Below are 25,850 nucleotides of genomic sequence, written 5' to 3'. Positions count from 1 at the left end.
ATTTAAAATTATTACTGATATATATTAATTGGGGGTTTATTATGATTAAAAAGGTAAAAATAAAAAAGTTTGACGGTAAAAATTTTTATGATATGGAAGATTATGTGGCTGTTGAAGAAACCTACAACATTTTTATCAATGGAGAGTTTGTTAAATCTCATGTAATGTCCCCTAATTTTTTAAATGAATTTGGAGCTGGGTTTGCTGTAAGTGAAGGGTTTTTAAACAAAATTGATAAAGTTGAAGTTGATAAAAACAACATATACATCTTTGGAGAAAAAAATAATAAAGAAATTAAAGATAAGAAGAAACCAAAAATAGACATTGAAATCATTAAAAAGATAATCTCTTATGAATTAAAGGCCAAATATTGGGAAATAACTGGAAGTTTTCACTGGGCTTCAATGTTTGATTTGAATGGAGAGAGTATAATTTTTGTTGAAGATATTGGAAGGCATAATGCTGTTGATAAAGTTATTGGCTATGCAGTATTAAACAATTACAACTTAAACGAGCTAATATTGAGATACAGCGGAAGAATACCTTATGAGATTGTTAAAAAAGCTGTAAATAGTGGTTTAAATGTTATTATTTCAAAATCCCCACCAACAGATAAAGCTATTAATTTAGCAGAAGAAAATGGTATATTGTTGATTGGCTTTGCGAGAAATGGGAAATTTAATATTTACACAAGTGGGGAATTATGGGAAAGGTAGAATATTTAAAAAAAGAGTATTCTGATGAAGAAATTTATGAAATTTTAGAAGAGCCGGTAAAAGAATGGTTTAGAAAAAAATATGGGAGCTTTACACCACCACAAAGATACGCAATTAAAGAAATACATGAAGGAAAGAATGTTTTAATCTGCTCACCAACTGGGAGTGGAAAGACATTATCAGCTTTTTTAGCAGGAATAAATGAGTTAATAAAATTATCAATGGAAAATAAATTAGAAGATAGGATTTATATTCTCTATGTATCCCCACTAAGGGCTTTAAATAACGATATTGAAAGAAATTTAAAAGAGCCGTTAAAAGAGATTTATGAAGTTGCTAAAGAGCTAAATATAGAGTTGGATGAAATTAGAGTCGCTGTCAGAACAAGTGATACAACAAGCTCACAAAAACAAAGAATGCTGAAAAAACCGCCACATATATTAATAACAACCCCTGAATCATTAGCTATAGCTTTGAATTCACCAAAATTCTCTCAACTATTGAGTGGAATTAAATATGTGATAGTTGATGAAATCCACGCTTTAACAAATAAAAGAGGAGTTCATCTCTCGCTTTCTTTAGAAAGGTTGAATAGAATAGCTAACTTCATAAGAATTGGTTTATCAGCAACTATACATCCATTAACTGAGGTTGCCAAATTTTTAGTAGGCAATGGGAGGGATTGCTATATTGTAGATGTTAATTATGCAAAAGAGATTGAGATAAAGGTTATTTCACCAGTGGATGATTTTATTTACACACCTTCAGAGGAAATTAGTAAAAGATTATACAATTTATTAAAAAAACTCATAGAAGAGCATAAAACAACTTTAATATTTACAAATACAAGAAGTGCTACTGAAAGAGTAGCATTTCATTTAAAGCAGTTGGGAGTCGAAAAGGTTGAGACACACCACTCATCTTTAAGTAGAGAGCATAGGTTGGAAGTTGAAGAGAAATTAAAAAAAGGAGAAATTAAAGTTTGTATATCTTCAACCAGCTTAGAGTTAGGCGTGGATATTGGGAGTATTGACTTAGTTATCCTTCTCGGCTCACCAAAGAGTGTTTCAAGGGCTTTACAAAGAATTGGTAGGAGTGGGCATAGGTTGCATGAGAAAAGTAAAGGAATTATAATTCCATTTGATAGGGATGATTTGGTAGAGAATGTTGTTCTCGCTTATGATGCAAAAATTGGGAGAATAGATAAAGTTCATATTCCAAAAAACTGTTTGGATGTTTTAGCACAACATTTAGTTGGAATGGCATTAGAGAAAGTTTGGGATGTTGATGAAGCTTATAATCTAATTAAAAAAGCCTATCCATATAAAGATTTAAGTAAAGAAGATTTTTTAGATGTTTTAAATTATTTAGCTGGTGGAATTGAAGAAAAAAATGTCTATGCAAAAATTTGGCTTAAAGATAACAAATTTGGAAAGAGAGGGAAAAGTGTTAGGGCTATATACTATATGAACGTTGGAACCATTCCCGATGAGACAGCAGTTGATGTTATTGCTGATGGCAAATATATTGGAGAAGTTGAAGAGGAATTTGCTGAAAAGTTAATGAAAGGAGATATCTTTGTTTTGGGAGGGAAAACATACAAATACTTAGGGGGAAGAGGAAATAAAATTAGAGTTAAGGAAGTTTTTGATGAAAAACCAACTATTCCAGCATGGTTTTCTGAGCAATTACCATTAGCTTATGACTTAGCTTTAGATATTGAAAAATTTAGAAAAGAAGTTTTATCTTCAGATATTAAAGATATTAAAGAAAAATATGACATAGATGAAAAAACAGCTAAGGCAATTAAAAATTACATAAATGAGCAAAATAGCTTTGCAATAGTTCCTGATGATGAAAAGGTATTGATAGAAAGTTTTGATGAGGAAAAGAGAAGATATTATATATTCCACTTTGTAGCTGGAAGAAGGGCTAATGAAGCATTGGCAAGAGCTTTCGCAAATTATATATCAAAAATAAAGAAATGTAATGTTAGAATTTCAGTGAATGATTATGGATTTGCCTTAATACTACCCAAAAACAGAAAGATAAAGAAGGCAGATATTGTTGAGCTTTTTAACTTAGATATTATTAAAAATGTGAAAGAAAGTATAGAGAGGAGTGAGATTTTAAAGAGAAGGTTTAGACATGTTGCTACAAGAGGGTTTATGATTTTGAGAAAATATATGAATAGAAAAATCAGCGTTGATAGACAGCAGTTTAATGCTGAGATGCTTTTAAAGTATTGTAAAGAGGTTAACCATCCTTTATATAGGGAGACCTTGAGGGAAATTTTAGAAGATAGCTTAGATATTGATAATGCCTTAGATTATTTTGAAAAAATTAAGAAAAGGAAAATTTATTATTTAGAGTTGCCTTCACCTTCACCATTTGCATTTAATTTGGTTGTTTCAGCTTCATCGGATGTAGTGTTTATGGAAGATAAGAAGAAGATGATTGCAGAACTTCATAAAAAAGTTATGGAATTCATTTCAATGAAAGGGAAAGGAAAGAAATAAATAGGATAACATTAGATTTATATACTTTAACACCATATCTTACATTAACTATTTTTAATCTTTATAACATAATAATAAATTTACAGTAATAAAATTAAAAACTTATTTTTTGGTGATATTTATGACAGAAGAACAAAAAAGAAAACTTACTGGAAAAATGAAGAGAATGCTTAGAGCTAAAGCTCATCACTTAGAACCTGTTGTATGGGTTGGAAAGGAAGGAAGTGAGAAGGTTATTAAAGAGGTTGATAGACAGTTGAAAGAGAGAGGTTTAATAAAGGTTAAGGTTAGAAGAGCTGCTTTATTGTATGAGGATAAATATGAAATTGCTGAAAAGCTTGCTAAGGCATGTGATGCAGAGGTTGTTAGTGTAGTAGGTCATGTTATAACCTTATTTAGGCCAAGAGAAGGATGGAAAAAGTATTTAGCTAAAAAACCAAAGAAAAAGGTTAAAAAAGATGAAAAGATTATTGAATTATTTGAAAAGTTTAAGAAGAAGGCAATTAAAGAATAAATAATTGAGGGATAAGATGAAAAAAATCTACATCATCCTTCTACTTCTTTTTGTAATTTTAATTGGTTTAGTGGGGGCAAGTATATTATTGGTTATGAGCTTATCAGGAGAAAATATTGATTTATTTGGTGGGGAAAAAATAGCCAAAGTTTATTTATGCAATGAAATCTATTTTGACTATAATCAAGAAGAGGGGCTTTTCCCAGAAACTAAAAAGGATGCAAGATATTATATAAATTTATTAGATGATTTAGAGAAGGATGATTCAGTTAAAGGTGTTTTATTGGTTGTTAATTCACCAGGGGGAGAGGTTATAGCAAGTGAAAAATTAGCAAGGAAAGTTGAAGAGCTTGCAAAGAAAAAGCCAGTAGTTGTTTATGTTGAGGGCTTAGATGCTTCGGGGGCATATATGGTTTCAGTTCCTGCAGATTATATAGTTGCTGAAAAACACTCGATAGTTGGAAGTATTGGAGTTAGGATGGATTTAATGCACTACTATGGATTAATGAAAAAACTTGGTATAAATGTAACTACAATAAAAGCTGGGAAGTATAAGGATATTGGTTCCCCATTTAGGCCAATGACTAAAGAAGAAGAGGAATATTTGCAAAAGATGATAAATGAAACATATATGGATTTTATTAAATGGGTGGCAGAGCATAGGAATTTGTCAATAAATTACACATTGAAAATAGCTGATGGAAAGATATATAGTGGGGAGGATGCTAAAAAAGTTGGATTAGTTGATGAAGTTGGAACTGAAGAAGATGCTTTGAAAAAATTGGAAGAGTTGGCTAATGTCTCAAATCCTGAGATTGTTGAATATGGCTTAGAAGAGAATAAAGGATTGTTTGGATTAACATACTATTTAGGTTATGGAATTGGAAAAGGACTTGGAGAAGTTTTATATGGAATGGAAAAGATTAATGGAAGAGTTGAATTATTGAGCTGAATCTTCACTATCTCTACTTACACCATTACTTTCAATTTCATCTAATGGAGTTCTTACATTTTTTAAGATGCATGAATCTTTTGGAATCCTTAAAATATCATTATTTTTACAGATTATAATATACTCTCTGTCTGTTTCTTCTATAAGATAAGCGTTTTTTATTATTTTATACTCATTGTCAGTTTCTCCAATAATTTTAATCTCTTCTATTTTTTGTATTGGGTTAAAGAGAACTGCAACAGTCCAGTGAATTAATAAGATTAGAGGAATTAGAAGAATGTAAAATACTACAAACTCATTTCTTATAAAAGAAATTAGTAAAGTTATGAATGATGATGACCATAAAAATAAATGTAATGTTTTTCCATTTAATTTAAATATTTCATCAATTGTAGATTTATTATCATTATTGTTATATTTATTTTTTATTTCAGTCCATAGATTTTCAATATCTTTATAGCTTCTAATGATTTTGTTATATGTCTTGATAGCTTCATCAAATATCAAATAAATACAAAATATTACAAACAGTAGAACCAAAGTATAGACGTCCCCTGAACAAAATATAGTTAATAACATAGGTATTGCTAAAAAGCTAAACTAAAGGGAGAATATATTAATGTTATTAACTTGATAGTAGTTGGAGAGTATTCCACGATTTTTAATGGTTTTTTATAATTAAATAAATTGACGAAGTGATGTAGATAATAAATATAAATATTGGTATATTATTATATGCAAATTCAATTATAGGATTTTTAGTATTCATTATTAGTTCAGTTGTGTTGTTAATATATTTACATAAATCCTCGGAAGTATTCAAATGAAAATGTGTATGTATGAAGTGAAAAAATAAATCAGTAAAAGTAAAAAATAAAACTATATGTAAAAATATTATTGATATAATAGAATATTTAAGTAATTCTATATATTTTTTACTATATTCATTATTATTTAAGTTTTTTCTTTTTAATAAGATTAATAGGAATCTTTTTGATCTATACAACAATATTAAAATTATAATTACAGAGATTATTATAATTGCTATAATATGTAATATCGGAAATACAGAACTTAATATTATTACAATAATTATCAACACTTCAATTGTCGATATAATTCCAAATAACATTCCGTAATCCATATTCCTTCACCAAAAAAAATCAAAATAAAAGTTAAAATTATCCATTATTCAACTTCTTCAAAGCATCCTCAGTAGCTAAAGATAATGGTTCATGAACCATAGAAACTGGTGGAGCATAGCAGAATTCCATATTTGCAAGCTCCTCTGCTGTAGCTCCTTTAAATATTGCTATTGACATTGCATCTATTCTTTCAGCAACTCTCTCTCCACCAACGATTTGGCATCCAACAACTCTTCCTTCTTCATTGAATATCATCTTTATCTCAATTTCTTTTCCGCCTGGATAGTATCTTGCCCTTGTTAATGCCTTAGCTCTACCAATAACTATTGGAATTCTTTTTAAATTAGCTGAGAATGCAGTTAATCCAGTTCCTCCAATCTCTAACTCCCCTATTTTACTAACCGCTGAATTTAAAACTGGATAGAACTTTGCCTCAATTCCAGCTATATTTTTACCTGCCACTTTTCCTTGCCTTACAGCAGTTGTTCCAAATGGTGATAATGTTTTCTCTCCAGTTATAAAATCAATAACCTCAACACAGTCTCCAACAGCATAGATGTTTGGAATGGATGTTTGCATCTTTTCATTTACTTCTATTGCAAATTTTCCAATTTTGCATCCAGCTTTTTTTGCTAATTCTATATTTGGTCTTACACCAGTAGCCATTATTACCATATCAACATCATACAACTTACCATCAACACATACTCCTTCAACCTTCTCTTTTCCAACAATCTTTTCTAATGGTTTTGATAAAATAAACTTAATTCCCTCTTTTTCTAAATATTTTTGAACTATCTCTGCCATATCTGGGTCTAAGAATCTCGGCAATACCTGCGGAGCCATTTCAATAACTAAGACTTCTAAACCTCTCTTTTTTAAACCATAAGCCATTTCTAAGCCAATAGCTCCAGCTCCAACAACAGCAACTTTTTTACAGTCATTTTCTTCAATGTATCTTAATATAGCTCTACCATCCTCAATAGTTCTAACTTTAAAAACTCCTTCTAAATCTCTACCCTCAATTGGGGGGATAAATGGCGTGGCTCCAGTTGCCAAAACTAAGTAATCATAATCCATCTCAAACTCATTTCCATCTTTATCTACACATTTTATTTTGTTATTTTTTGAATCAACATCTATAACAGTGGTTTCAGTTAATACCTCAATATTTCTTTCTTTTTTGTAATCTTCTGGTATGTGCATAATAATGTCATCAAAGCTCTTTATAGCTCCTTCAATAACATAAGGAATTGCGCAAGGTGAGTAAGCAATTTCTTTTTCTTTTGTTATTACAACTATTTCCATATCTTTGTTGTATTTTCTAATTGTTGATGCAGTAGTTAATCCACCAGCTCCACTTCCTATAATTACAGCCCTCATTTCCTCACCATCTTTTTTGTGGGGTTATTTGGTTTTCTATTAAGTAGTTTCTTTTATATTCTTTTTGATGATTATAATTGTGCCACAAAAATGAACTTTATTAAAAATTTTTGTAGAGATAATATAATTAAAAAGTAAATAAAATGCAATTAGCTTTCATTTTCCAACTCATCCATACTTTTAGCTACACAAAATTCACAGAGAGAATACTCATTAAGCTGTTTATTTTTAACTGGGCAATAATAAATACTGCCTTTTTTAATAATTTTTACATTGCCAGGAAATGTTAAATACTCTGGATGTAGTGGTTTTCTATCAATAAAAGCTAAATATGGACATAAGATTTTTGAAAGGTTTATAAATCTCTCTTCATCTTCAGTGTTGTATTTTCTAAACTTCTCAATCCTTTTAAGCATTTCATTTAATTTTTCTTCGTCAATTTCTTCATCTTTAATTTCTTCAACTTTTTTCTTTTTAATCTCATTAAATGTTTCAATTAAATACTTCATCATCGCCTCAACATAATGGTTTTTGTATTGTGGGGGAAGATATTTAGCATCTTTTTCAATAAAGCTTCTAACCATTATTATATCATATATGCTAAAATTATCAAGTTCTTTCTTTAATTTTTCAAATAATTCCCTTGCTTTCATATTCTCCCAATTAAAATGCCCTTTCTATCATGAAGCATAAAACTGCCACAATTAAAGCTCCAGCAACCATCTTTATTCCTGAAACTGCAACATTCTCCTTAGAAATCTTTCCTATGAATACTCCCAATATGAATAATATCGCTATAGTTATGGCTATAGCTATATATAGGGCTGTTTTTATATCAAATAAAAAGAACGGAATTACTGGAAGGGCAGAACCAAGAGCTGTTGATATTCCATCAATAAGCCCACAAATCATTGTCTCTCTAATTGCCTTTTTGTAAATTATGGATTTCTTTAAATATCCATTATGCTTTAATAAACTCTTTTCTTTTTGTATTCTTTCCCTTTCTAACGATGCCTTTTCAGCTGTAAATGCCCCAAGAATATTTGATAAACCGTTAGCTATCCCTCCACCCAATCCTGCTGCAATAATAACAGATGCATCAGCTGAACCACTCGCTCCAATAACAACCCCAAGAGCTGATAGAGAGCCATCAATAAGTCCTCTAACTATATATCTCGTTCCAGATTCTCCATTTATTGTATTTAGGATTGATTTCAGACTACGCGGAACATTCAACACATATCACCCTGCAGATTTTTATTGTTATAATCTTTATATTCGATATTTGTATATTTTTATTTATTCTGTTTATTCTAAGTTTAAGATATCTCTTAAATCTTGCCCTCTTAATATCCTTTCTTTAATTTTTCTTTCTTTCTCCTTTATATTTTTAGCATTCTCAATAACCTCTTGAAGAGAGGATTTTTTTATAACTGCCACTCCATTGTAATCTCCAACAACTATATCTCCTGGCTCAACCACAACTCCACCACAATTCACAGCAACATTTATCTCTCCAAGATTTAAAGGTTTCCCTGCATTTGGGCAGAAGTTTTTTGCAAAAACTGGGAACTTTAAGGCTTTTATATCCTCAACATCCCTAACACATCCGTCTATAACAACCCCTCTAACTCCCTTAATTTTGGCATTTAGTGAAGCTAAACCTCCCCAAACTGCTGTCTCATATTTTCCTTCTCCAACAACCTCTGCAACAATAAATTTGTTTTTAGCAAAGCTTATAGCTTTAATTAGAGTCCCCCAGTCATTATAGCTTATTTTTACTGTAATTGCTTCACCAAAAACAATTTTTTGATTTTCTAAAATAGGTTTAATGCCTTTTAATGGCTTAGCTCCAGCATCACACAAATTAGGAACTGAAAAATTTTTTAAGATATTCATAAATCTCCCTTATAATATAGTTTTTTGCAAAAGTTATTAAAATTAAAATGGAAGATTTGAACGCCTTCCTTTGGGAAGGCGTTCATAAATACCTTATGTATTCCAAAATGTTTTGCAAAAAACTATAATTTTTCAGCAACCTCCTTAGCCCAATATGTAATGATAAAATCAGCTCCAGCCCTTTTTATACTTAGCAGTATTTCATAAATAACCTTTTCTCTATCCAACCATCCATTTCTTGCTGCTGCTTCAACCATTGCATACTCCCCACTAACGCAGTAACCACCAATAGGCACATTGAAGTTATCTTTAGCCATCCTTATTATATCTAAGTATGGTAGAGCTGGCTTAACCAAAATCAAATCAGCCCCTTCTTCTATATCTAAGGCAATTTCTTTTAAAGCTTCTTTGGCATTTCCAATGTCCATCTGATAGCTTTTCCTATCCCCAAACTTAGGGGCACTTTCGGCAGCTTCCCTAAAAGGTCCATAAAATGATGAAGCATATTTTGCAGAGTAACTCATTATAGCAACATCATCATAGCCGTTTTCTTCTAAAACCTCTCTTATAGCTCTAACTCTTCCATCCATCATGTCTGATGGAGCAACAATATCAACACCTGCTTCAGCATAAGATAAAGCTATTTTTGCCAATATAGGGAGAGTGGCATCATTTAAAATCTTTCCATCTTTAACAATCCCACAGTGTCCATGGCTTGTATATTCACACAAACAGCAGTCAGCAATAACTAAAAGCTCCTCCCCTAACTCTTCTTTAATTCCCCTTATAGTTCTTTGAACAACCCCATTTTTGTCATAAGCTGAGCTTGCCACTTCATCTTTATGTTTTGGAATACCAAATAATATTACAGCTGGAATACCTAAATCAGCTATTTCTTTTGCCTCTTCTATAGCCCCCTCTACACTAAACCTATACTGATTAGGCATTGAGCTAATCTCCTTCTTTTCATTTCCTTTTAAATTTTCATCTACAAAAATTGGCATAATTAAATCATTTTTTGTTAAGGTTGTTTCTCTAACTAAATCTCTAATTTTTTGGTTTTTTCTTAATCTTCTTGGTCTTATTAACATTAACGCTCACCTTAATTTTTTATTTTTCCACATAAAATATTTAAAAAATTAATTTATAAAAGTTAAAATTAGTTAAATTATAACTGAAAGCTATTTATTAAATTTGGTGATATTATGATTGTTGTATATACAACATTTCCAGATTGGGAAAGTGCTGAAAAAGTAGTTAGAGCTCTTCTTGAGAGAAAATTAATCGCTTGTGCAAATTTAAGGGAGCATAAGGCATTATATTGGTGGGAAGGTAAGATTGAGGAAGATAATGAAATAGGAGCTATTTTAAAGACAGATGATGATAAATGGGAAGAGGTAAAAAAGGTTATTAAAGAATTACATCCTTACACAACACCCTTAATTATGAAGATGGATGTTGAAGATGTGAATGATGAGTATATAAAATGGCTAAAAGATGTTGTTGGATAAAATTTATAAACTTCCTGCTAAAATAAAAAATACCCAAACATATCACCACATAATTTTTGAGGGATAGTTATGTTTTTAACATTAGATGACTTTAATTTTGATGAGAAAAGAGTAGTTTTGAGAATAGATATAAACTGTCCAATAGACCCAAATACAGGAGAGATTTTGGATGATAAGAGGATTAGAGAGATTAAGAACACAATTACAGAGCTCATAAACAAAAATGCTAAGGTTGTTATCTTAGCCCACCAAAGTAGGCCAGGGAAGAAAGATTTTACAACATTAAAAAACCACGCAAAGGTTTTATCAGATGTTATTGGTAAAGAGGTAGAGTATATTGATGAAGTTATAGGCTCTACAGCGAGAGAGGCAATAACCAATATGAAAAGTGGAGATGTTATATTGTTAGAGAACGTGAGGTTTTATTCTGAAGAAGTATTAAGTGATTGGAAAAAATGGGAAGATATTACACCAAAAAAACAGGCAGAGACAAATTTAATTAAAAGATTAGCCCCATTATTTGACTATTTTGTTAATGATGCCTTTGCAGCTGCACACAGAGCTCAACCATCATTAGTTGGTTTCTCTTACTATATGCCAATGATTGCTGGAAGATTAATGGAGAGAGAAGTTGGAGTTTTATCAAAGGTTTTAGAGAATCCCGAAAGACCTTGTGTTTATGTCTTAGGTGGAGCTAAGGCAGATGATTCAATAAGAGTTATGAAAAACGTCTTAGAGAATGGAACAGCAGATAAAGTTTTAACCTCAGGAATTGTTGCTAATATCTTCCTTGTAGCTATGGGATATGATTTAGGGGTTAATGAGGAAGTTATTGAAAATCTTGGATTGAAAAGCCAGATAGAGATTGCTAAAGAGTTGTTAGATAAATTTGAAGATAAAATCGTTGTTCCTGTTGATGTAGCTCTAAATATTGATGAAGAGAGAGTTGAAGCTGATTTAAATAAAGATGAAAAAGTAGAGCATTTAATTAACGATATTGGAGAGAAAACTATTGAACTTTACAGTGAAATTATAAATGAAGCAAATACCATTGTTGCTAACGGTCCTGCGGGTGTGTTTGAAAAAGAGGCATTTGCAAAAGGAACTGAAGAGTTGTTGAAAGCTATAGCTAACTCAAAAGGATTTTCAGTTATTGGAGGAGGGCATTTATCAGCTGCAGCTGAGTTATTTGGAATTGCTGATAAGATTGACCACGTTAGTACAGGAGGTGGAGCTACCTTAGATTTCTTGGCTGGAGAGAAATTGCCAGTAATAGAGATGCTTAAGGAATCTTACAAAAAGTATAAAGGGCAATAAAATCAATAAAAAAATTTATTTTTAATTTTTTATTTTGATTATTGTTGTGTAATTTTTGTATTGGTAATTGATTTGAATTGGATATTTGAAATAAAACCAAATCGAAAGTTTTAAAAGAAATGGTATTAAAAATTAAAAAGACAATATTACCAAAAAGAAAGGGGATTCTATGAATTTAAAAAAAGTAGTTAATGAGATAAGAAATTTTGAAGGGATTTTAAGGAAGATAGCTATTAAAGATGTTGTTGAAACGTTTGATTTTGATGATAAGGATTATGAATTTGACATTATAGTAGATTTTGGAGATGATGCGGCAGTTATAGGGATAGATGGAGATAATGCTATTTTATTAGCCGCTGATGGAATTTGGGGAAAGCTTTTAGAGGCAGACCCTTGGTGGGCTGGTTATTGCTCTGTCTTAGTTAATTGTAAGGATATAGCGGCAATGGGAGGAAAATGTGTAGGCATGACTAATATAATAAGTATAAAAGATAAAGATATTTGCAGAGAGGTTTTAAAAGGAGTTAAAGATGGTGTGAAAAAATTTGGAGTGCCAATGGTTGGAGGGCATACACATCCAGATGCTATGTGTAATGTTTTAGATGTTTCTATAACTGGAATTGCTAAAAAGGATTGTATATTGAGAAGTGATAATGCAAAAATTGGGGATAAAATTATCTTTGCCTATGATTTAGTTGGGCAAATCTATAAATCATTTCCATTAAATTGGGATACAACAACAATGAAATCAAAGAAATTAGTTAAAGCCCAGATGGATGCTTTAGTTCAAATTGCAGAGAATAAGTTAGCTAACTCATGTAAAGATATAAGCAATCCAGGAGCTATTGGGACTTTAGGAATGCTTTTAGAGGTTTCAAGGAAGGGAGGAGTTGTTGATATAACAAAAATCCCTAAACCAGAGGGGATTGATTTAATTCATTGGCTTAAAGTTTATCCGGGTAGTGGTTATGTTTTGACTGCAAAAGAAGAAAACTTTAAAGAGATTAAAGATATTTTTGAAGATGTTGAAATGACAGCAGAAATCTGTGGAGAGGTTATAGCTGAAAAGAAATTGTATATCACTGATGGTGAAAATAAAGAAATTGTTTTTGATTTTGAGAAAGAGTTTATTTGTGGTTGTTGATTTTAATAAATCTTAGCTTTTTTTGATTTGTATTTTGTATATGCATATATTGATGTATTATGAAAGCTTAGCATATTTTTAATTAGTCTATTTAAATATATGATATAATATAATCCTTATATATTAAGATTAAAAACTTCTTATAAGTAGATTCTATAATCAAATTGATGTAGGAGTTGATTAACTAATTTGGGTGGTGAAATGGTAGTTAAAATAAAATTGATTCCTTATTTATTACAAATTAATGAATTTTATGTAAATAACTTAAATTTAGATTTAGATAACTTACCTGAATTTGTTGAAGAATTTTTAGAGCAGTATGAATTTGTAAATGAAAAAAGCGGAGACTATTTATCGTGCCAAGAAATTATAAAGGATAATATCAAAGTGGGGGATGAAACTTTCGAATTGATTGCAGGTTTAATCCACAGGGGCGAATTTGGACAGGAAAAAGATATAATCAATATACGTACTAATAAAAAAACAGGAAAAAACGTTAAAGAAGATGAAACAGTTCCAAATAATTTTTATTTATTTTTCATGCCCATTGATGACGATAAGATATATTTTATGGCAAGTAGATATAAAACATGGGGAATAGCTGAAAATACCGTTCGGCAATTTAACAAATTTATAAGAGAAAAATATTATGAAAAAGAAAATAATCTGGTAAAACCAATAGATGAAATATTAGGAATAAGAACAGAAAGTATTAAAGCAGATATAAGAAAAAAGAAGAAAAGAAATAATAAAGAACCACAGCCAATAAAAATAATAAAATTTACGTCAATTGACATAATACAACAAATAAAATGCATAGAAGAAATTAATATCTACCACATATCAAAAAACCAAGATTTAGCAGATGAGTTAATAAAAAGTCTTCCAAGTAATAATGATAACAAACCAAAATATAAACTACAGTCAATTGATAAGCTAATCTTAAAAATTTATGAGCCTGACCATATTCAAAAAACAATTGATAAGTTCAAAACTATTTTTGGGTTGGATGGTGATTCTAACCCCATATACAAAGAAAAAGACATTGAATTTATAAAACTTAAAACTAAGCTAAAATCTGACGAAGAAAAAATTATTAGAATTAGCCCAGATGGAATTATATTTAGAGAAGATTATATTTATGAATTTAAAGACCCTAACGATTTAAAAAAGGTTATTGATGAGTTAAAAAATGATGAATTGTTTAATTCTTCTTTAAATGAAGCACTATCTAAAAGACAAAATTAAGGTGTTTTAATGCTTATAAAAAAGAAAATAAAGGATTGTCTGTCTGATAAATTTAAATTTATAAATTTCTGGTATATTTTTAATCATTATTATTTTATTCAGACATCACCATATTATAATGGATATACTAAAAAAACATTAATAATCTGGTTAGGTTTTGCTCCATTTTTAACATCTTTTTTAATATTATTGGTTTTCGGAGAAAATACCGTAAAAATACCTTTAGATGTTAAGTCAATTATTCATCTGGTAATAAACATAATATTTATAAGTTCATTAAAAGAATCTACAAAAAGTAATTTATTAACATCATTTTCAATACTTACAGGTTTTTTATTTAATGCAATTGTATTATTATTGACGTTAAAATTTCATAAAAATGAAAAAATAAGAAAAATTTGGGAAGTACTTCTGGCTTCAATACTTTATTTAATGGCTGTAAGTTTATTTATCTTGATATTACTGGTTTTTGATATTTGGGATTTTTTAGCAGTATTTTTGGTTTTTCATTTTTTCTTTTGCTTTGCTAACACATTAAGACAGTTTTATGTTTATGTATTAAGTTCCAATTAAAGAAATTATTATATAAATTATCACTATAATTTGAATTGAGTTAAATTAGTAACCTATGCAATTTATGAAAAAAAGTAGTAATCCATTATTATTGAAATTTTGAAGTTTATTATTAAAAATCATCTAATCATAAAATTAATTAATGGTGAAAACTATGAAATTAGCTGTAGATGCTGTTTTTTATGTAAGAGAAGGATTTAATTTTGAAAAAGCATTTAAAGAGGTTTTAAAAATTTTGGGGGAAGATGTGAAAATCTTATCTGTTGAATATCCAGAGTTGGCTTTAATTTCAGAGAACGGCTATTATTACAGATGCGGATTTATGCTCGATAAAGAGCTAAAAGAAGAATTAGATAGAGAAAAGATTGAAAAGATTAAAGAAAAAATTAAAAAGCTATTTGAGGATGAGATAATATACACACTGACATGTGAGATATTATGAAAGAAGTTAAAGATTTTTATGATAATTGGGAGCCAAAAAGTTTCCCAAACTATGTAAAGATTCTTATGAATTTTGCTGATGAGCTAATTTTTAATGAAATAGAAAAATTAATCAAAAAATTTGAAAATAAAGAAGATTTTTTGGTTTTAGATTGTGGATGTGGTTTTGGGGCTTTTTATAATTTAACAAAAGATTTTAATACTGTATATTTAGATATATCATTAAATTTGCTCAAAAAATTTAAACTCAAAGAGCGAAAAATTTGTGCTAATATCTTACACTTACCTTTTAAAGATAACACGTTTGATTTAGTTTTATGTATAAATGTGTTAGAGCATGTAGATTATTTAAAAGCTTTAAATGAAATAAAGAGAGTTTTAAAAAATAAAGGAAAATTAATAGTTGTTGTTGTAAATAAAGATAGCTTAATTAAAGAAGAAATCTTTAACGATTTTGAAATTTTTCATAAGCCGTTATCTATTGAAGATTTTAAAATAAACGGTTTTAAAATTGTTTATTCAAACTCAGTATATTTTTTACCTTCAATTTTTAAGATATTCCCACCAATAATTTTGTCAAAAATCATAGAATATTGGAAGCCTATGGATAAAAAACTCTCAAAAATTTTTAAAAATAAAGGGCAGTTCTTAATTATTGAGATGGTGAAAGAATGAAAAACTTAAGCATTTATACATTACCAAAAGGAACGTATAGTGAAAGAGCTACAAAGAAATTTTTAGAGTATATTGATGGAAATTATAAAATAGATTATTGCAATTCTATATATGATGTGTTTGAAAAAGTAGATAATGGAGGTTTGGGAGTAGTTCCAATAGAAAACTCTATTGAAGGTTCTGTATCTTTAACACAAGATTTACTGTTGCAATTTAAAGATATTAAAATATTAGGGGAGTTAGCTTTAGATATACATCACAATCTGATAGGGTATGATAAAAATAAGATAAAAACAGTTATTTCTCATCCACAGGCATTGGCTCAATGTAGGAATTATATAAAAAAACATGGCTGGGAAGTTAAGGCAGTGGAAAGTACAGCTAAGGCTGTGAAAATTGTTGCTGAAAGTAAAGATGAAACTTTAGGAGCTATTGGCTCAAAGGAATCAGCAGAATATTATAACTTAAAAATATTAGATGAAAATATTGAGGATTATAAAAACAATAGGACGAGATTTATTTTAATTGGTAGAGATGTAAAATTTAAAACACTTCCAAAAAATTATAAAGTTTCAATTGTTTTTGAATTAAAAGAAGATAAACCAGGAGCTTTATATCATATTTTAAAAGAATTTGCTGAAAAAAATATAAACTTAACAAGAATTGAGTCAAGACCTTCAAAAAAGAGGTTAGGAACTTATATATTTTATATTGACTTTGAAGATGGAAAAGAAAAATTAGAAGAAATTTTAAAATCTTTAGAGAGACATACAACATTCATTATTCTTTTAGGAAGATATCCTGTTTTTGATTAATCATTTTTTGTTCTTTATTCTTATGACCTGAACTCTTTATAGAAGATATCAGTTGATGGATGGATTTCCATAAAGTTGTTATAAACATCTATTCCTTTAATTAATTGAGTGAAATATGGAAGAATCTCAGCACAAGGTGTCATAATTATAGCCCCAACAATCTTTCCATTTTCATAATAGATTTTGTTTATTCCCACACCACTTAAAACTTTAAAGAAATTACCTTTCCCTACATGGCTTCTTATTGTTTTATATTCATTTGTTTGTTTTCCTACATAAGAAATAGTGAGAGACAGCCTAATAGTTTTTGGAATTAGCTCATAATTTGGTTTTATTAAAGGTTTATTGTTTATTTCGTTGTATATGTTTTGAGCTACAACCCTTCCTTCCATTCTTGAAATTGGTGTATTTCCACCTTTATTTATCACACAATCTCCACAAGCATAAGTTCTCTCTTTATTTATTACTCTTAAATAGTCATCTGTCTCAAAAATTCCTTTTCCACCAATAGCTAAGATTTTTTGTATAACTTTCATCTTTTAAGAGTTTTTCAAGCTCTTCTTTGTCATTAATTATCTTAAAGTTTATAACTTTTCTCATTAGATAATTTCTAATCTCTTCATCCTTAATTTCCTTTAAAATTTTAGACCTTACATATAAAACAACATTACAGCCAAAATCAGAAAATATTGAAGCGTATTCAGTAGCTACAACTCCCCCACCAATAATTAAGATATTTTCTGGCAGTTCTCTTAAATTTGGTATATCTTTATGAGTTAATACATCTTCATATCCATTATAAGAAGTTGGATAATTTCTTCCAGTAGCATAAACTACATAATCATAGTCTTCCCTATATTCTTCCTTAAATTCTTTGTATTTTATATTTATTCCAGCTTCTTTTGTTTCTTCTTCTAATTTATTTCTAATCCTATCTTGAATTTTGTTTATTTTTTCCTGTAACTCTTTAAATGAAATTATTTCCTCTAAATGAACTTTTTTTCCTTTTAAAATACTTAAATTATTTACAATATCTGCCATTTCTCTAAGTCCAGTTATGTATGTGCATCCATAATTTAAACATGTCCCTCCTATCTTATCCTTTTCAAATAAATCAACATCAAAGCCATTTTTTGCCAAACACATTGATGCTGTTCTTCCTGCAGGTCCTGCTCCAACAACAGCTATTTTCATTAATTCCACCTTTAGTAGTAATACCATATAGTTCTATATTCTTCAATATTCTCTCCAATCTCTTTTAAACTGTCTAAGTATTCTTTAATTGGTACATCTTCGTAAGTGTAGAGTTTAGTTGGATATATTCCTTTTTCCCATGGATGCATTAAATAAACCCTACTTCCATTTGGTTTTATAGCTATTAATTCTCTATCTTGCCAACCTCTTAAATGGTTTTTCCCCATTCTTGGGACATTGAATATTGGTTCATCTGTCCTAAACGAACCAGGAAGTAATCTTGCCTCTTCCTTAATTTCCTGAGCTAATCTTGCTATTGGAACTAAGTAATCTTTATGCTCCATCTTTCCTTTTGGATAGAATGTGTAGTAAGGGATAATTCCAACTTTCTTTAATGCAATTCTTAAAGCTACGTTCTCAAATCTTCTACTTACATATCTATGGAATACATGTTGGTTATAGACGCAGATATTATTTGTTCTCAATTTTTTAACTGCCTCAGCAACTTCTGGAGTTATCTCATAACAGCTCTCTACATGTGTTGAAATCATTAAACTCTTTTCAAAGCTTCCTAATAACTCAGCTAATTCATCTGTTATTCTCATTGGGGCTGTTACTATTGTTCTTGTACCAAATCTAACTCCTATAACATGGTTCATCTCAGATATTCTATCCAATATTCTTTCAATTGCCTTATCATTTAAGCTAAGTGGGTCTCCTCCTGTGATAAGAATTTCAATCATTGAATCATGTTCAGCAAACCAATCTAATGCTTTTTCAACTTTCTCCCAACCTTTAAAGGCTTTAGCATCAAAATCCTGAACCATCCAATTTCTTTGACAATACACGCAAATCTGTGGACAGGATTCATAAGGTTTAATAATAGCTATAGCGACGTATCTCCTTGTTACTAAATCAATTGGTGAAGTGTCATGCTCTCCCATAAAGTCAAAGGCAATACTTCTATCTTCTTTGTGCTCAATCATCTTTTCAACATACCATTCTGGTGGAATAACCTGCCTTCTAACGGCTAAATCTTCAACGTAAGGGTTTTCAAAGTCAAATAAATGTAAATAATATGGTGTCATTCCAAAAGGTATGCCATTTTTTACAGCTTTTTCAATAATCTCTAAATCTTCATCTGATATCTTAAAGTTTGTCTCTTCTCTAAGCTCTCTTAATATTTCAACTCCTTTTAACCCCCTTAATACATTTTTAAATTGCCATTTGTAATTAAACCATTCTTCATCGGTTATTCCAAAGAATTCCTCTAAAATTTCTCTATTCTTTTTTCTCTTTAATATGATTCTCTTATCTAATCCACTTGGGTATCTGCTGACATATTCTCTCATAATTTCATAAACCTTATCTAAAAAGTTAGACCTCGCTATTCCAGCTTCTCTACCTTTTATTTCACTGAAATCAATAAATTTAACTCCTTCTTCCAACAATCTCTCTCCTAAGAATCCTAATGAATAGTTAGCCTTCCCAGACATTGCTAAGAATAAATGTTTGAATTCTTCAACAAACCCCTCCTTAATTTCTTTTAAAGCTTCTTCATCTCCTTTATATGCCTTCCATAAATATTCTAATGTGCTGAAACCTGCCAATCTCTCATTATCTTTAGATATTATATTCAAAAATATTTCAATTGCCTTTAAAGCCAACCATCTATCAACTTCATTATCAAACTTTATTCTTCCCATTCTAATTTCCCACTCTAATTCTTTACAAAATTCAAATAATTTTTCTCTCGCCTCTTCTACACTCTCACTTTCCTCTAAAATCTCTCCAATCTCTGGAATTATATTGAAAATTTCCAAAAATGTTTTGTGGTTGAGTGTTCCATATTTAGCCATTGATTTTGTTTCCATAATTTCACCTCTTATAGCATTTAATTTAAATGATTGGATATTTTGTTATAGCTTTTTGACACTTTTGTAATCTATTTTTCCATCATAGATAAGCTAAAGTTCTCGAAAATTGTCTAAATCTTTTAGACTAAAAAATAGAACATCCTTTTAACCAAAAATTTAAGTATTCCAAAAATTAGCACTTGCTCTCATATTAACAATGTTGGTAATCATATAAAAAATTTTTTATTATTTGAGATTGTTAATAAAACCATTCTTTATTTTTTAGAATAATTAAATAAGTATTTCATGGGAAAATATGAAATTAAGAAAGAAAAATAGAAAATATTTTGAAAATAATTCTTATTCTAATAGGACTTTCGCAGTTTTTATATATAATTTGGAACTTTTGATGCCAAAGGCATCAGTTTTCCTTTAAAGACTTTATTCCTGCGAAAGTCCTATTCTAAGTAGATTGCCGGTTTAAATGGAATAGCTACTCTCTTTTTATTGGCTTTGTCTTCACCATTGATTATAATTTCCTCAACACCAAACTCTTTCTTTAAGAATTCTTTGGCATTTTCTAAAACCTCAACCTCATTAATAATCTCTGCATTAAGTTTTATTAATTGATTAACTAACTTTGGAATCTCTTTACCATACTTTCTGAACTCTGGGTTTTTCATAATGATTGGCATTAGTTCTTTAACTGTTTTTCCTTCATTTTCTTTAATAATCTTCAATATTTCATACTTCCAGTCATCAGCTGTATATAAGTAGATTCTCTTTGGCTGAACCTTAGCAACGTTTATAATCTCTTTAATATCCTCCATAACTGATTTTAAATACTCCTCTCCCTTCTCAATTTCATCATTTATAAACTCCTCTTTAACTTCTGGGAATTTAGCTAATGAAACGAATCCTTCTTTTCCTAAAATCTCCCACATCTCTTCACATAAATGTGGTGTAAATGGTGACATCAATTTTATTATAACTTCTAAAAACTCCTCTAAAACTCTTATATTGTTTCCTCCTCTTCTTCTATACCATTTTAAGTCATCCAACAACTGATAGAGCAAAATTCCAGCTTTTCTTAGTTCAAAGTTTTCCATATATTCATCATACTGCTTAACAGCTCTATACAATCTGCTCAATAACCATTTATCAATGTAATTCAACTCATTACCTTTTTCTTCCTTTCTTTCAGCAATTTCTTTTGCAAATAAATACAACCTCTCTAAAACCTTCTTTGTATTTTCCAATTCTTTAAACTTGATATCGGCATCTTGAGGTAGTTCAGCACAGGTTGTTATATAGAATCTACCAACATCAGCTCCAAATTTCTCAGCAACTTCTAAAACTGGTAATACAGGACCTTTTGATTTAGATAACTTTTTCCCTTCAATTGTGACATAACCATTAACTACAATACCTCTTGGCCAGAACTCCTCTGGGAATATTGCTACATGATTAAAGATGTAGAATGTTAAATGGTTTGGAATCAAATCCTTGGCAGAGCATCTCCAATCAACTGGGTAGTAGTAAATAAACTCTTTCCTCATACCTTCAATAATATCCTTTGGAATACCTGTCTCTTCAGCAATTTTATCGACATCTCCTTTACCTAAGAATACATAATCAAACAACTCTAAAGTTAATTGTTCTGGCTTTATATTGTGCTCATTGATGTATTTTGCAACTGTGTAATATGCAGGATATATGGTTGAGTCAGATAAAGATTCAATAACCCATCCATCTTCAAATGGGAACTTTGTCCCTAAACCTCTTCTTCTAACACATGCTTTATCTTTCATCCAATCAATTTTTTCATGGAATACTTGCCTTAAATTCTCTGGGATGAATTTCATTTTATCTACACATTTGTGAGCTAACTCTTTCCATTTTTCATCTGAATATTTGATAAACCACTGCCCTTTAACCATCTTAACTATACATGGAGTTCCACATCTACAAATAACCTTCTCCTCACTAAACTCATACATTACCTCTGCTAAATTTTTATCAATTAAATCCTTTGTTAATTTGTCTTTAATCTCTCTAACAGGAATTCCTTCATAATCTAAGCAGTTTTCATTTAAAACTCCTTTGTGGAACTCATCTTTGTAGATTTTTTTAGTTGCTTCTTCTAATTTATCTTCTTCTTCCTGACTTTTAATACCCATCTTTTCAACAATCTCTTTTGCTGGGAATTCTCCATAACCAGGAACTTTAATTAATGGAATTAAGCCGATTTCATCAACTAAGCCCAAATCCCTCAACGCTATGTAGTCGTAAGGTGCATGTGCTGGAACACTCATAACGCAGCCAGTTCCAATATTTGTTTTTACGAATTTAGCTGGCAATATAGGGACTTCTTTTCCTGTTACTGGGTTTTTTACCTTTTTGTTTATAAGTTTTTCTCCTTTAAATTCCTCAATAATCTCTATCTTTCTATCTTGGTGTTTTAATTTTTCAGCACACTCCTTTGCCATTATCCAAATACCATTATCAATTAATTCAATTCCATTTTCAGTTTCTTTCTCTAAATAGACCTTTGCTTTTACATAAGTTGCTTCAGGATTAACCCAAACGTTTGTAACTCCAAATACAGTTTCAGGTCTCAAAGTAGCCATTGGCATTATACAGCCATCTTCTGTTGTGAATTTTATTAAGATGTATTCAACCAAAGTTGCGTTTTCTCCAACTAATATGTCGTGGTCTTCTACAGGGTTGTCACATCTTGGGCAGTATCTAACAGGATGAGAACCTTTAACAATCAATCCTTTTTCTTTCAATTTATGGAACTGCCATTCAATAAATTTGTTAAAGACCTTATCATCTGTTTTAAAGTTCCTTCTCCAATCTAAGCTAAATCCCATTCTTTTAAATGCCTCTTCAGCTTTCTTTGAGAAATATTCAACAATCTTTTCTGGTGTTGTTAGCTCTAAAAGTTCTTCTTTTGGAATGCCGTGTAATTCAGTATATGCCCATATTGTTTTTTCATCTCTATTTTTTATCAACTCAGCTAAACCTAAGATTGGTGTTCCTGTGACATGATAACCAAAAGTCCATAAAACATTCTTATTTTTCATTCTTTGGAATCTTGCAACAACCTCTGGGATTGTGAAAGTCCTAAGATGCCCAGCGTGTAAAACCCCATTTAAATATGGAAATGCCGCTGTAATGAAAAACTTCTCCCTATCATCTGGATTTGCTTCAAATATCTTTGCCTCTTCCCATCTTTTTTGCCATTTTTTCTCTATTTCTTTAAAGTCAATCATAACCATCACATCCTTTTTGTTTATTTTTATTTTAATTTTCTTTTATTATTCTGTTAATTTTAGCTCTTTTATAATCTCAATAAGTGTATCTACTAATTTATCCCCAGCTAATTTAACCTCTTCAGATATTGGGCAAAAATCAATAATCTTTGGCTGAATTCCTAAAATAATTATCTCTGCATTTATAAATTTTTTTAAATATTTAACTATTATAGATAATGGCAATGTATGAGTTGAGAAACTGTAATTTATTATTTCATCCTCTTTTATAATCTTAACCTCTCCAACATCTTTATCCATCAATGCACAGTCAATTATTAAAATATGGGTTGGTTTTATCTCTTTTAAAATATCTGTAAAAAAGTCAGGAACAGTTCCAGCGTTTATCAAATAGAGATTTTTGATATTTGCAAACTCTTCATCTTTATTAAAATGTTTCATTAATTTTTTGATTACATATATTCCAACAGCATCATCTCCCTTTAACTCATTTCCAATACCCATAATAACTAATTTTTTACAGTTCTTTAGTTTATCCAATAACATTTCCTTCATTCTATCATCCTATTAATTATAAAACCTGCTATTAAAGCTATTGTTGGTGCTATAATCCACCAAAAAATAATGTTTTTTAAAACTTTCCACCTCACAGTTTTTATCCCTTTAGTTAAACCAACTCCTAAAATTCCTCCAATTATTGCTTGAGTTGTTGAAACTGGCATACCAAGGGCTGTAAAGATTGTAACTGCTAAACCACCTGAAAGTTGAGCTATAAATGCAGAGGTTACACTTAAATTAGTTATCATAGATAATGTTTCTGAAACCCTATTTCCATATAAGTACGCTCCTAAGCATAAAAAAATAGCTCCAATAATATAAATTATTTGAGATGTTGTAAATGTTCCCAATACAGTTGGTAAATCATTACTTCCTAAGTTAAACGCAACAACTCCAGCACTTATTAATAAGAGATATTTAATCATAGTTATCTTTTTAAGAATTGGAATTTCTATCTTTTCATAAGCTAAATACAATACATAGGCAATGATAACTGCTATGATTGGGGATAGTATCCAACTCAATAATATTTCACCAAATATAGCTAAATTTGATGATTTAAAGCTTAACCCAATTAGTGAGCAGATAATTGTAGTGTGAAGAGATATTGGCACTTTTTTGTATGTTGAAAGTGTCATAACCAACGCTGAAATTATTAAAGCCATTAAAGCATCAGAAGATAAGCTATTAACTGTATTTCCAACATTTTTAGCAAATAAAGAACCAATTATAACACAAACACTAAATAAAATCAATAAATTCTTATATGTTGTTGCTCTTGAAGCATAAGCAGTGCCAATAGCATTAGCAACATTATTAGCTCCAAGAATAAACAATAAATAAAAACTTATGATTAGCTTTAAATCTATGGAAATCTCTATAACGACCACCTATTATAATAATAAATATGATTATTTTGTATGGAGGTAAATTATCTGCAACTCATCAGCCACATCCTCTATATAGTCGCTGATATTTACTATGTAGTCTATAAAGTCACACAAGATTTTCCCTTCCCAAAATGATACAATTTCTAAATTAATTAAATACTTATAAATCCTATTTTGATAAATGTCATCAATAAATTTTTCTTTATCTTTAATCTCTTTAATAATTGGGTCTAAATCCCCACCTTTTTCAATAACGTCTAAAACTCTTTCTAAGTGTATAAACATATCTACAGAAATCATTAAAACGAGGTCAATTTCATCTTTTAAATACTTATCAAGCTCACCTTTCAACAACTCATACAACATAGCAGCATGCTTTAAGCTATCCAATGTTTCATCTAAAAGCTCTGCAGACCTTGACAACTCTCTTCTCATATTTGGTAAAAATGCCTTTTCTAAGTTTATCCTTATATTTTTTGTAATTTCATCCCCTTCTTCCTCTATTTTTATAATCTCTTTTAATATTTTTTTATCCTTACAGCTCATATACTCTTTTAATAACTCAATGCTTTTTAGAGACATGTGGATTAACAACCTAAGATTGTTAATTATACTTTTCTCATCATTTCTTTCAAATAAAAAAATGGACATAGTAATCACATCTTTTTATATTACTAAATTTTTATTTGGTTTGTAATATTAAAAAGATAATCCTTATCTACCAAATTATTATATATGTATATAAACCAATTTAAATTGGAAAAAATAAAAGAAAAAATTATGTTTAAGATGCCGACATTTGTTTTATTAATTCTATAATAAGTGGAGCTACTGCTATAATTATCTGCATAAATATCTTAAGCACTTCTAAAATTTTATCAAATTTTGTTATATTTTTATTTTCGTAATCTCCAATTGTTTCATATATTTCCTTTTCTTCATAATATATTTCATCTCTTTCTGCTTTTTCTATTTTTATACGATGTATTTTTTTGTATTTTTGGAATATAATTTCACCTCCAAATTTGTAAATTTACATCATTATTGGGGGTAGAATAACTACCCCCTCAATTTTTTATTATTATATGACTGTATATATAAACTTTTCTATTAAGCTCAGTGATGTTTTATAATTAAGTAATGTGGCTAATTTAACAATCTTTTCTAATAAGGAAAAATAACTAAATAATCTTATTAAAATACCCAAAAAAAATCTATGGAT

At 29.6% G+C, this 25,850-nt stretch carries 23 protein-coding genes and 1 pseudogene; 12 read left to right on the top strand and 12 right to left on the bottom strand.

All coding sequences use genetic code 11. The features are described 5' to 3' along the window. Positions 1–41 precede the first annotated feature (41 nt). The 4 genes from fdhD to sppA all read left to right on the top strand — a co-directional run bounded on the left by fdhD (position 42) and on the right by sppA (position 4,701). A complete protein-coding gene (fdhD, locus tag JH146_RS04450) occupies positions 42–716 on the top strand; it encodes a formate dehydrogenase accessory sulfurtransferase FdhD (RefSeq protein ID WP_048201870.1) in 675 nt (224 codons plus the stop codon). Beyond that, positions 704–3,235 carry an ATP-dependent helicase gene (locus JH146_RS04445; protein ID WP_048201869.1) on the top strand — a complete coding sequence of 844 codons (2,532 nt, stop codon included), beginning with the start codon at positions 704–706 and terminating at the stop codon, positions 3,233–3,235. The genes fdhD and JH146_RS04445 overlap by 13 nt, the downstream gene beginning before the upstream one ends. A 121-nt stretch (positions 3,236–3,356) precedes the next feature. Beyond that, positions 3,357–3,749, top strand: coding sequence for a ribosome assembly RNA-binding protein YhbY (gene yhbY, locus JH146_RS04440; protein WP_048201868.1), 393 nt, complete (start codon positions 3,357–3,359; stop codon positions 3,747–3,749). A 16-nt stretch (positions 3,750–3,765) separates the two neighbouring features. After that, complete coding sequence (gene sppA / locus JH146_RS04435) at positions 3,766–4,701, top strand: signal peptide peptidase SppA (RefSeq protein WP_048201867.1); 936 nt, start codon at positions 3,766–3,768, stop codon at positions 4,699–4,701. Here the strand turns inward: sppA and JH146_RS04430 are convergent. The 6 genes from JH146_RS04430 to hemB all read right to left on the bottom strand — a co-directional run bounded on the left by JH146_RS04430 (position 4,690) and on the right by hemB (position 10,219). Then, positions 4,690–5,280 (bottom strand): hypothetical protein, encoded by a 591-nt coding sequence (locus tag JH146_RS04430; RefSeq protein WP_153232495.1) that lies wholly within the window; start codon positions 5,278–5,280, stop codon positions 4,690–4,692. The genes sppA and JH146_RS04430 overlap by 12 nt on opposite strands. Before the next feature lie 602 nt (positions 5,281–5,882). Further along, positions 5,883–7,229: an NAD(P)/FAD-dependent oxidoreductase gene (locus JH146_RS04420; RefSeq protein WP_048201864.1), complete on the bottom strand. Its 1,347-nt coding sequence runs from the start codon at positions 7,227–7,229 to the stop codon at positions 5,883–5,885. A gap of 149 nt (positions 7,230–7,378) precedes the next feature. After that, positions 7,379–7,882 carry a DUF2115 domain-containing protein gene (locus JH146_RS04415; protein WP_048201863.1) on the bottom strand — a complete coding sequence of 168 codons (504 nt, stop codon included), beginning with the start codon at positions 7,880–7,882 and terminating at the stop codon, positions 7,379–7,381. Between the two features lie 10 nt (positions 7,883–7,892). Then, a complete protein-coding gene (locus tag JH146_RS04410) occupies positions 7,893–8,468 on the bottom strand; it encodes a TIGR00267 family protein (RefSeq protein ID WP_173400819.1) in 576 nt (191 codons plus the stop codon). Positions 8,469–8,537: 69 nt separating this feature from the next. Beyond that, on the bottom strand, positions 8,538–9,128 hold the full coding sequence (locus tag JH146_RS04405; RefSeq protein WP_048201862.1) for an RraA family protein: 591 nt from the start codon (positions 9,126–9,128) through the stop codon (positions 8,538–8,540). A 122-nt stretch (positions 9,129–9,250) separates the two neighbouring features. After that, a complete protein-coding gene (hemB, locus tag JH146_RS04400; protein ID WP_048201861.1) occupies positions 9,251–10,219 on the bottom strand; it encodes a porphobilinogen synthase in 969 nt (322 codons plus the stop codon). 114 nt (positions 10,220–10,333) lie between these two features. On the opposite strand from hemB, the gene cutA reads away from it, so the two are divergent. The 8 genes from cutA to pheA all read left to right on the top strand — a co-directional run bounded on the left by cutA (position 10,334) and on the right by pheA (position 16,852). Continuing rightward, complete coding sequence (gene cutA / locus JH146_RS04395) at positions 10,334–10,639, top strand: divalent-cation tolerance protein CutA (protein WP_048201860.1); 306 nt, start codon at positions 10,334–10,336, stop codon at positions 10,637–10,639. 69 nt (positions 10,640–10,708) lie between these two features. Further along, positions 10,709–11,956 carry a phosphoglycerate kinase gene (locus tag JH146_RS04390; protein WP_048201859.1) on the top strand — a complete coding sequence of 416 codons (1,248 nt, stop codon included), beginning with the start codon at positions 10,709–10,711 and terminating at the stop codon, positions 11,954–11,956. Between the two features lie 169 nt (positions 11,957–12,125). Further along, a complete protein-coding gene (locus tag JH146_RS04385; protein ID WP_048201858.1) occupies positions 12,126–13,100 on the top strand; it encodes a methanogenesis marker 2 protein in 975 nt (324 codons plus the stop codon). A gap of 201 nt (positions 13,101–13,301) precedes the next feature. Then, positions 13,302–14,348 (top strand): hypothetical protein, encoded by a 1,047-nt coding sequence (locus JH146_RS04380; RefSeq protein ID WP_048201857.1) that lies wholly within the window; start codon positions 13,302–13,304, stop codon positions 14,346–14,348. 9 nt (positions 14,349–14,357) lie between these two features. Beyond that, positions 14,358–14,921, top strand: a complete 564-nt coding sequence (locus tag JH146_RS04375) for a hypothetical protein (protein ID WP_048201856.1) — start codon at positions 14,358–14,360, stop codon at positions 14,919–14,921. Positions 14,922–15,075: 154 nt separating this feature from the next. After that, on the top strand, positions 15,076–15,363 hold the full coding sequence (locus JH146_RS04370) for a hypothetical protein (protein WP_048201855.1): 288 nt from the start codon (positions 15,076–15,078) through the stop codon (positions 15,361–15,363). After that, positions 15,360–16,037 (top strand): class I SAM-dependent methyltransferase, encoded by a 678-nt coding sequence (locus tag JH146_RS04365; protein ID WP_048201854.1) that lies wholly within the window; start codon positions 15,360–15,362, stop codon positions 16,035–16,037. Before JH146_RS04370 ends, JH146_RS04365 begins: the two co-directional genes overlap by 4 nt. Beyond that, positions 16,034–16,852 carry a prephenate dehydratase gene (gene pheA / locus JH146_RS04360; protein ID WP_048201853.1) on the top strand — a complete coding sequence of 273 codons (819 nt, stop codon included), beginning with the start codon at positions 16,034–16,036 and terminating at the stop codon, positions 16,850–16,852. The genes JH146_RS04365 and pheA overlap by 4 nt, the downstream gene beginning before the upstream one ends. Positions 16,853–16,872: 20 nt before the next feature. Here pheA and JH146_RS04355 read toward each other — a convergent pair. The 6 genes and pseudogenes from JH146_RS04355 to JH146_RS04330 all read right to left on the bottom strand — a co-directional run bounded on the left by JH146_RS04355 (position 16,873) and on the right by JH146_RS04330 (position 25,279). Continuing rightward, positions 16,873–18,046 (bottom strand): annotated as a pseudogene (locus JH146_RS04355) (NAD(P)/FAD-dependent oxidoreductase). A gap of 11 nt (positions 18,047–18,057) precedes the next feature. After that, the gene (locus JH146_RS04350; protein WP_048201852.1) at positions 18,058–19,920 is read right to left on the bottom strand and encodes a KamA family radical SAM protein; all 1,863 of its coding nucleotides are present in this window, start codon (positions 19,918–19,920) and stop codon (positions 18,058–18,060) included. A 440-nt stretch (positions 19,921–20,360) separates the two neighbouring features. Then, a complete protein-coding gene (leuS, locus tag JH146_RS04345; protein ID WP_173400853.1) occupies positions 20,361–23,204 on the bottom strand; it encodes a leucine--tRNA ligase in 2,844 nt (947 codons plus the stop codon). A gap of 21 nt (positions 23,205–23,225) precedes the next feature. After that, the gene (hycI, locus tag JH146_RS04340; protein WP_048201850.1) at positions 23,226–23,735 is read right to left on the bottom strand and encodes a hydrogenase maturation peptidase HycI; all 510 of its coding nucleotides are present in this window, start codon (positions 23,733–23,735) and stop codon (positions 23,226–23,228) included. Then, the gene (locus JH146_RS04335) at positions 23,732–24,628 is read right to left on the bottom strand and encodes an inorganic phosphate transporter (protein WP_048201849.1); all 897 of its coding nucleotides are present in this window, start codon (positions 24,626–24,628) and stop codon (positions 23,732–23,734) included. The genes hycI and JH146_RS04335 overlap by 4 nt, the downstream gene beginning before the upstream one ends. A gap of 21 nt (positions 24,629–24,649) precedes the next feature. Next, positions 24,650–25,279, bottom strand: coding sequence for a TIGR00153 family protein (locus tag JH146_RS04330; protein ID WP_048201848.1), 630 nt, complete (start codon positions 25,277–25,279; stop codon positions 24,650–24,652). Positions 25,280–25,850 lie beyond the last annotated feature (571 nt).

The organism is Methanocaldococcus bathoardescens, from assembly GCF_000739065.1.
Classification (GTDB): Archaea; AGJL01; Methanococci; order Methanococcales; family Methanocaldococcaceae; genus Methanocaldococcus; species Methanocaldococcus bathoardescens.
The sequence above is the reverse complement of the archived record's forward strand: the minus strand, read 5'-3'. Positions and strand labels throughout refer to the sequence as shown.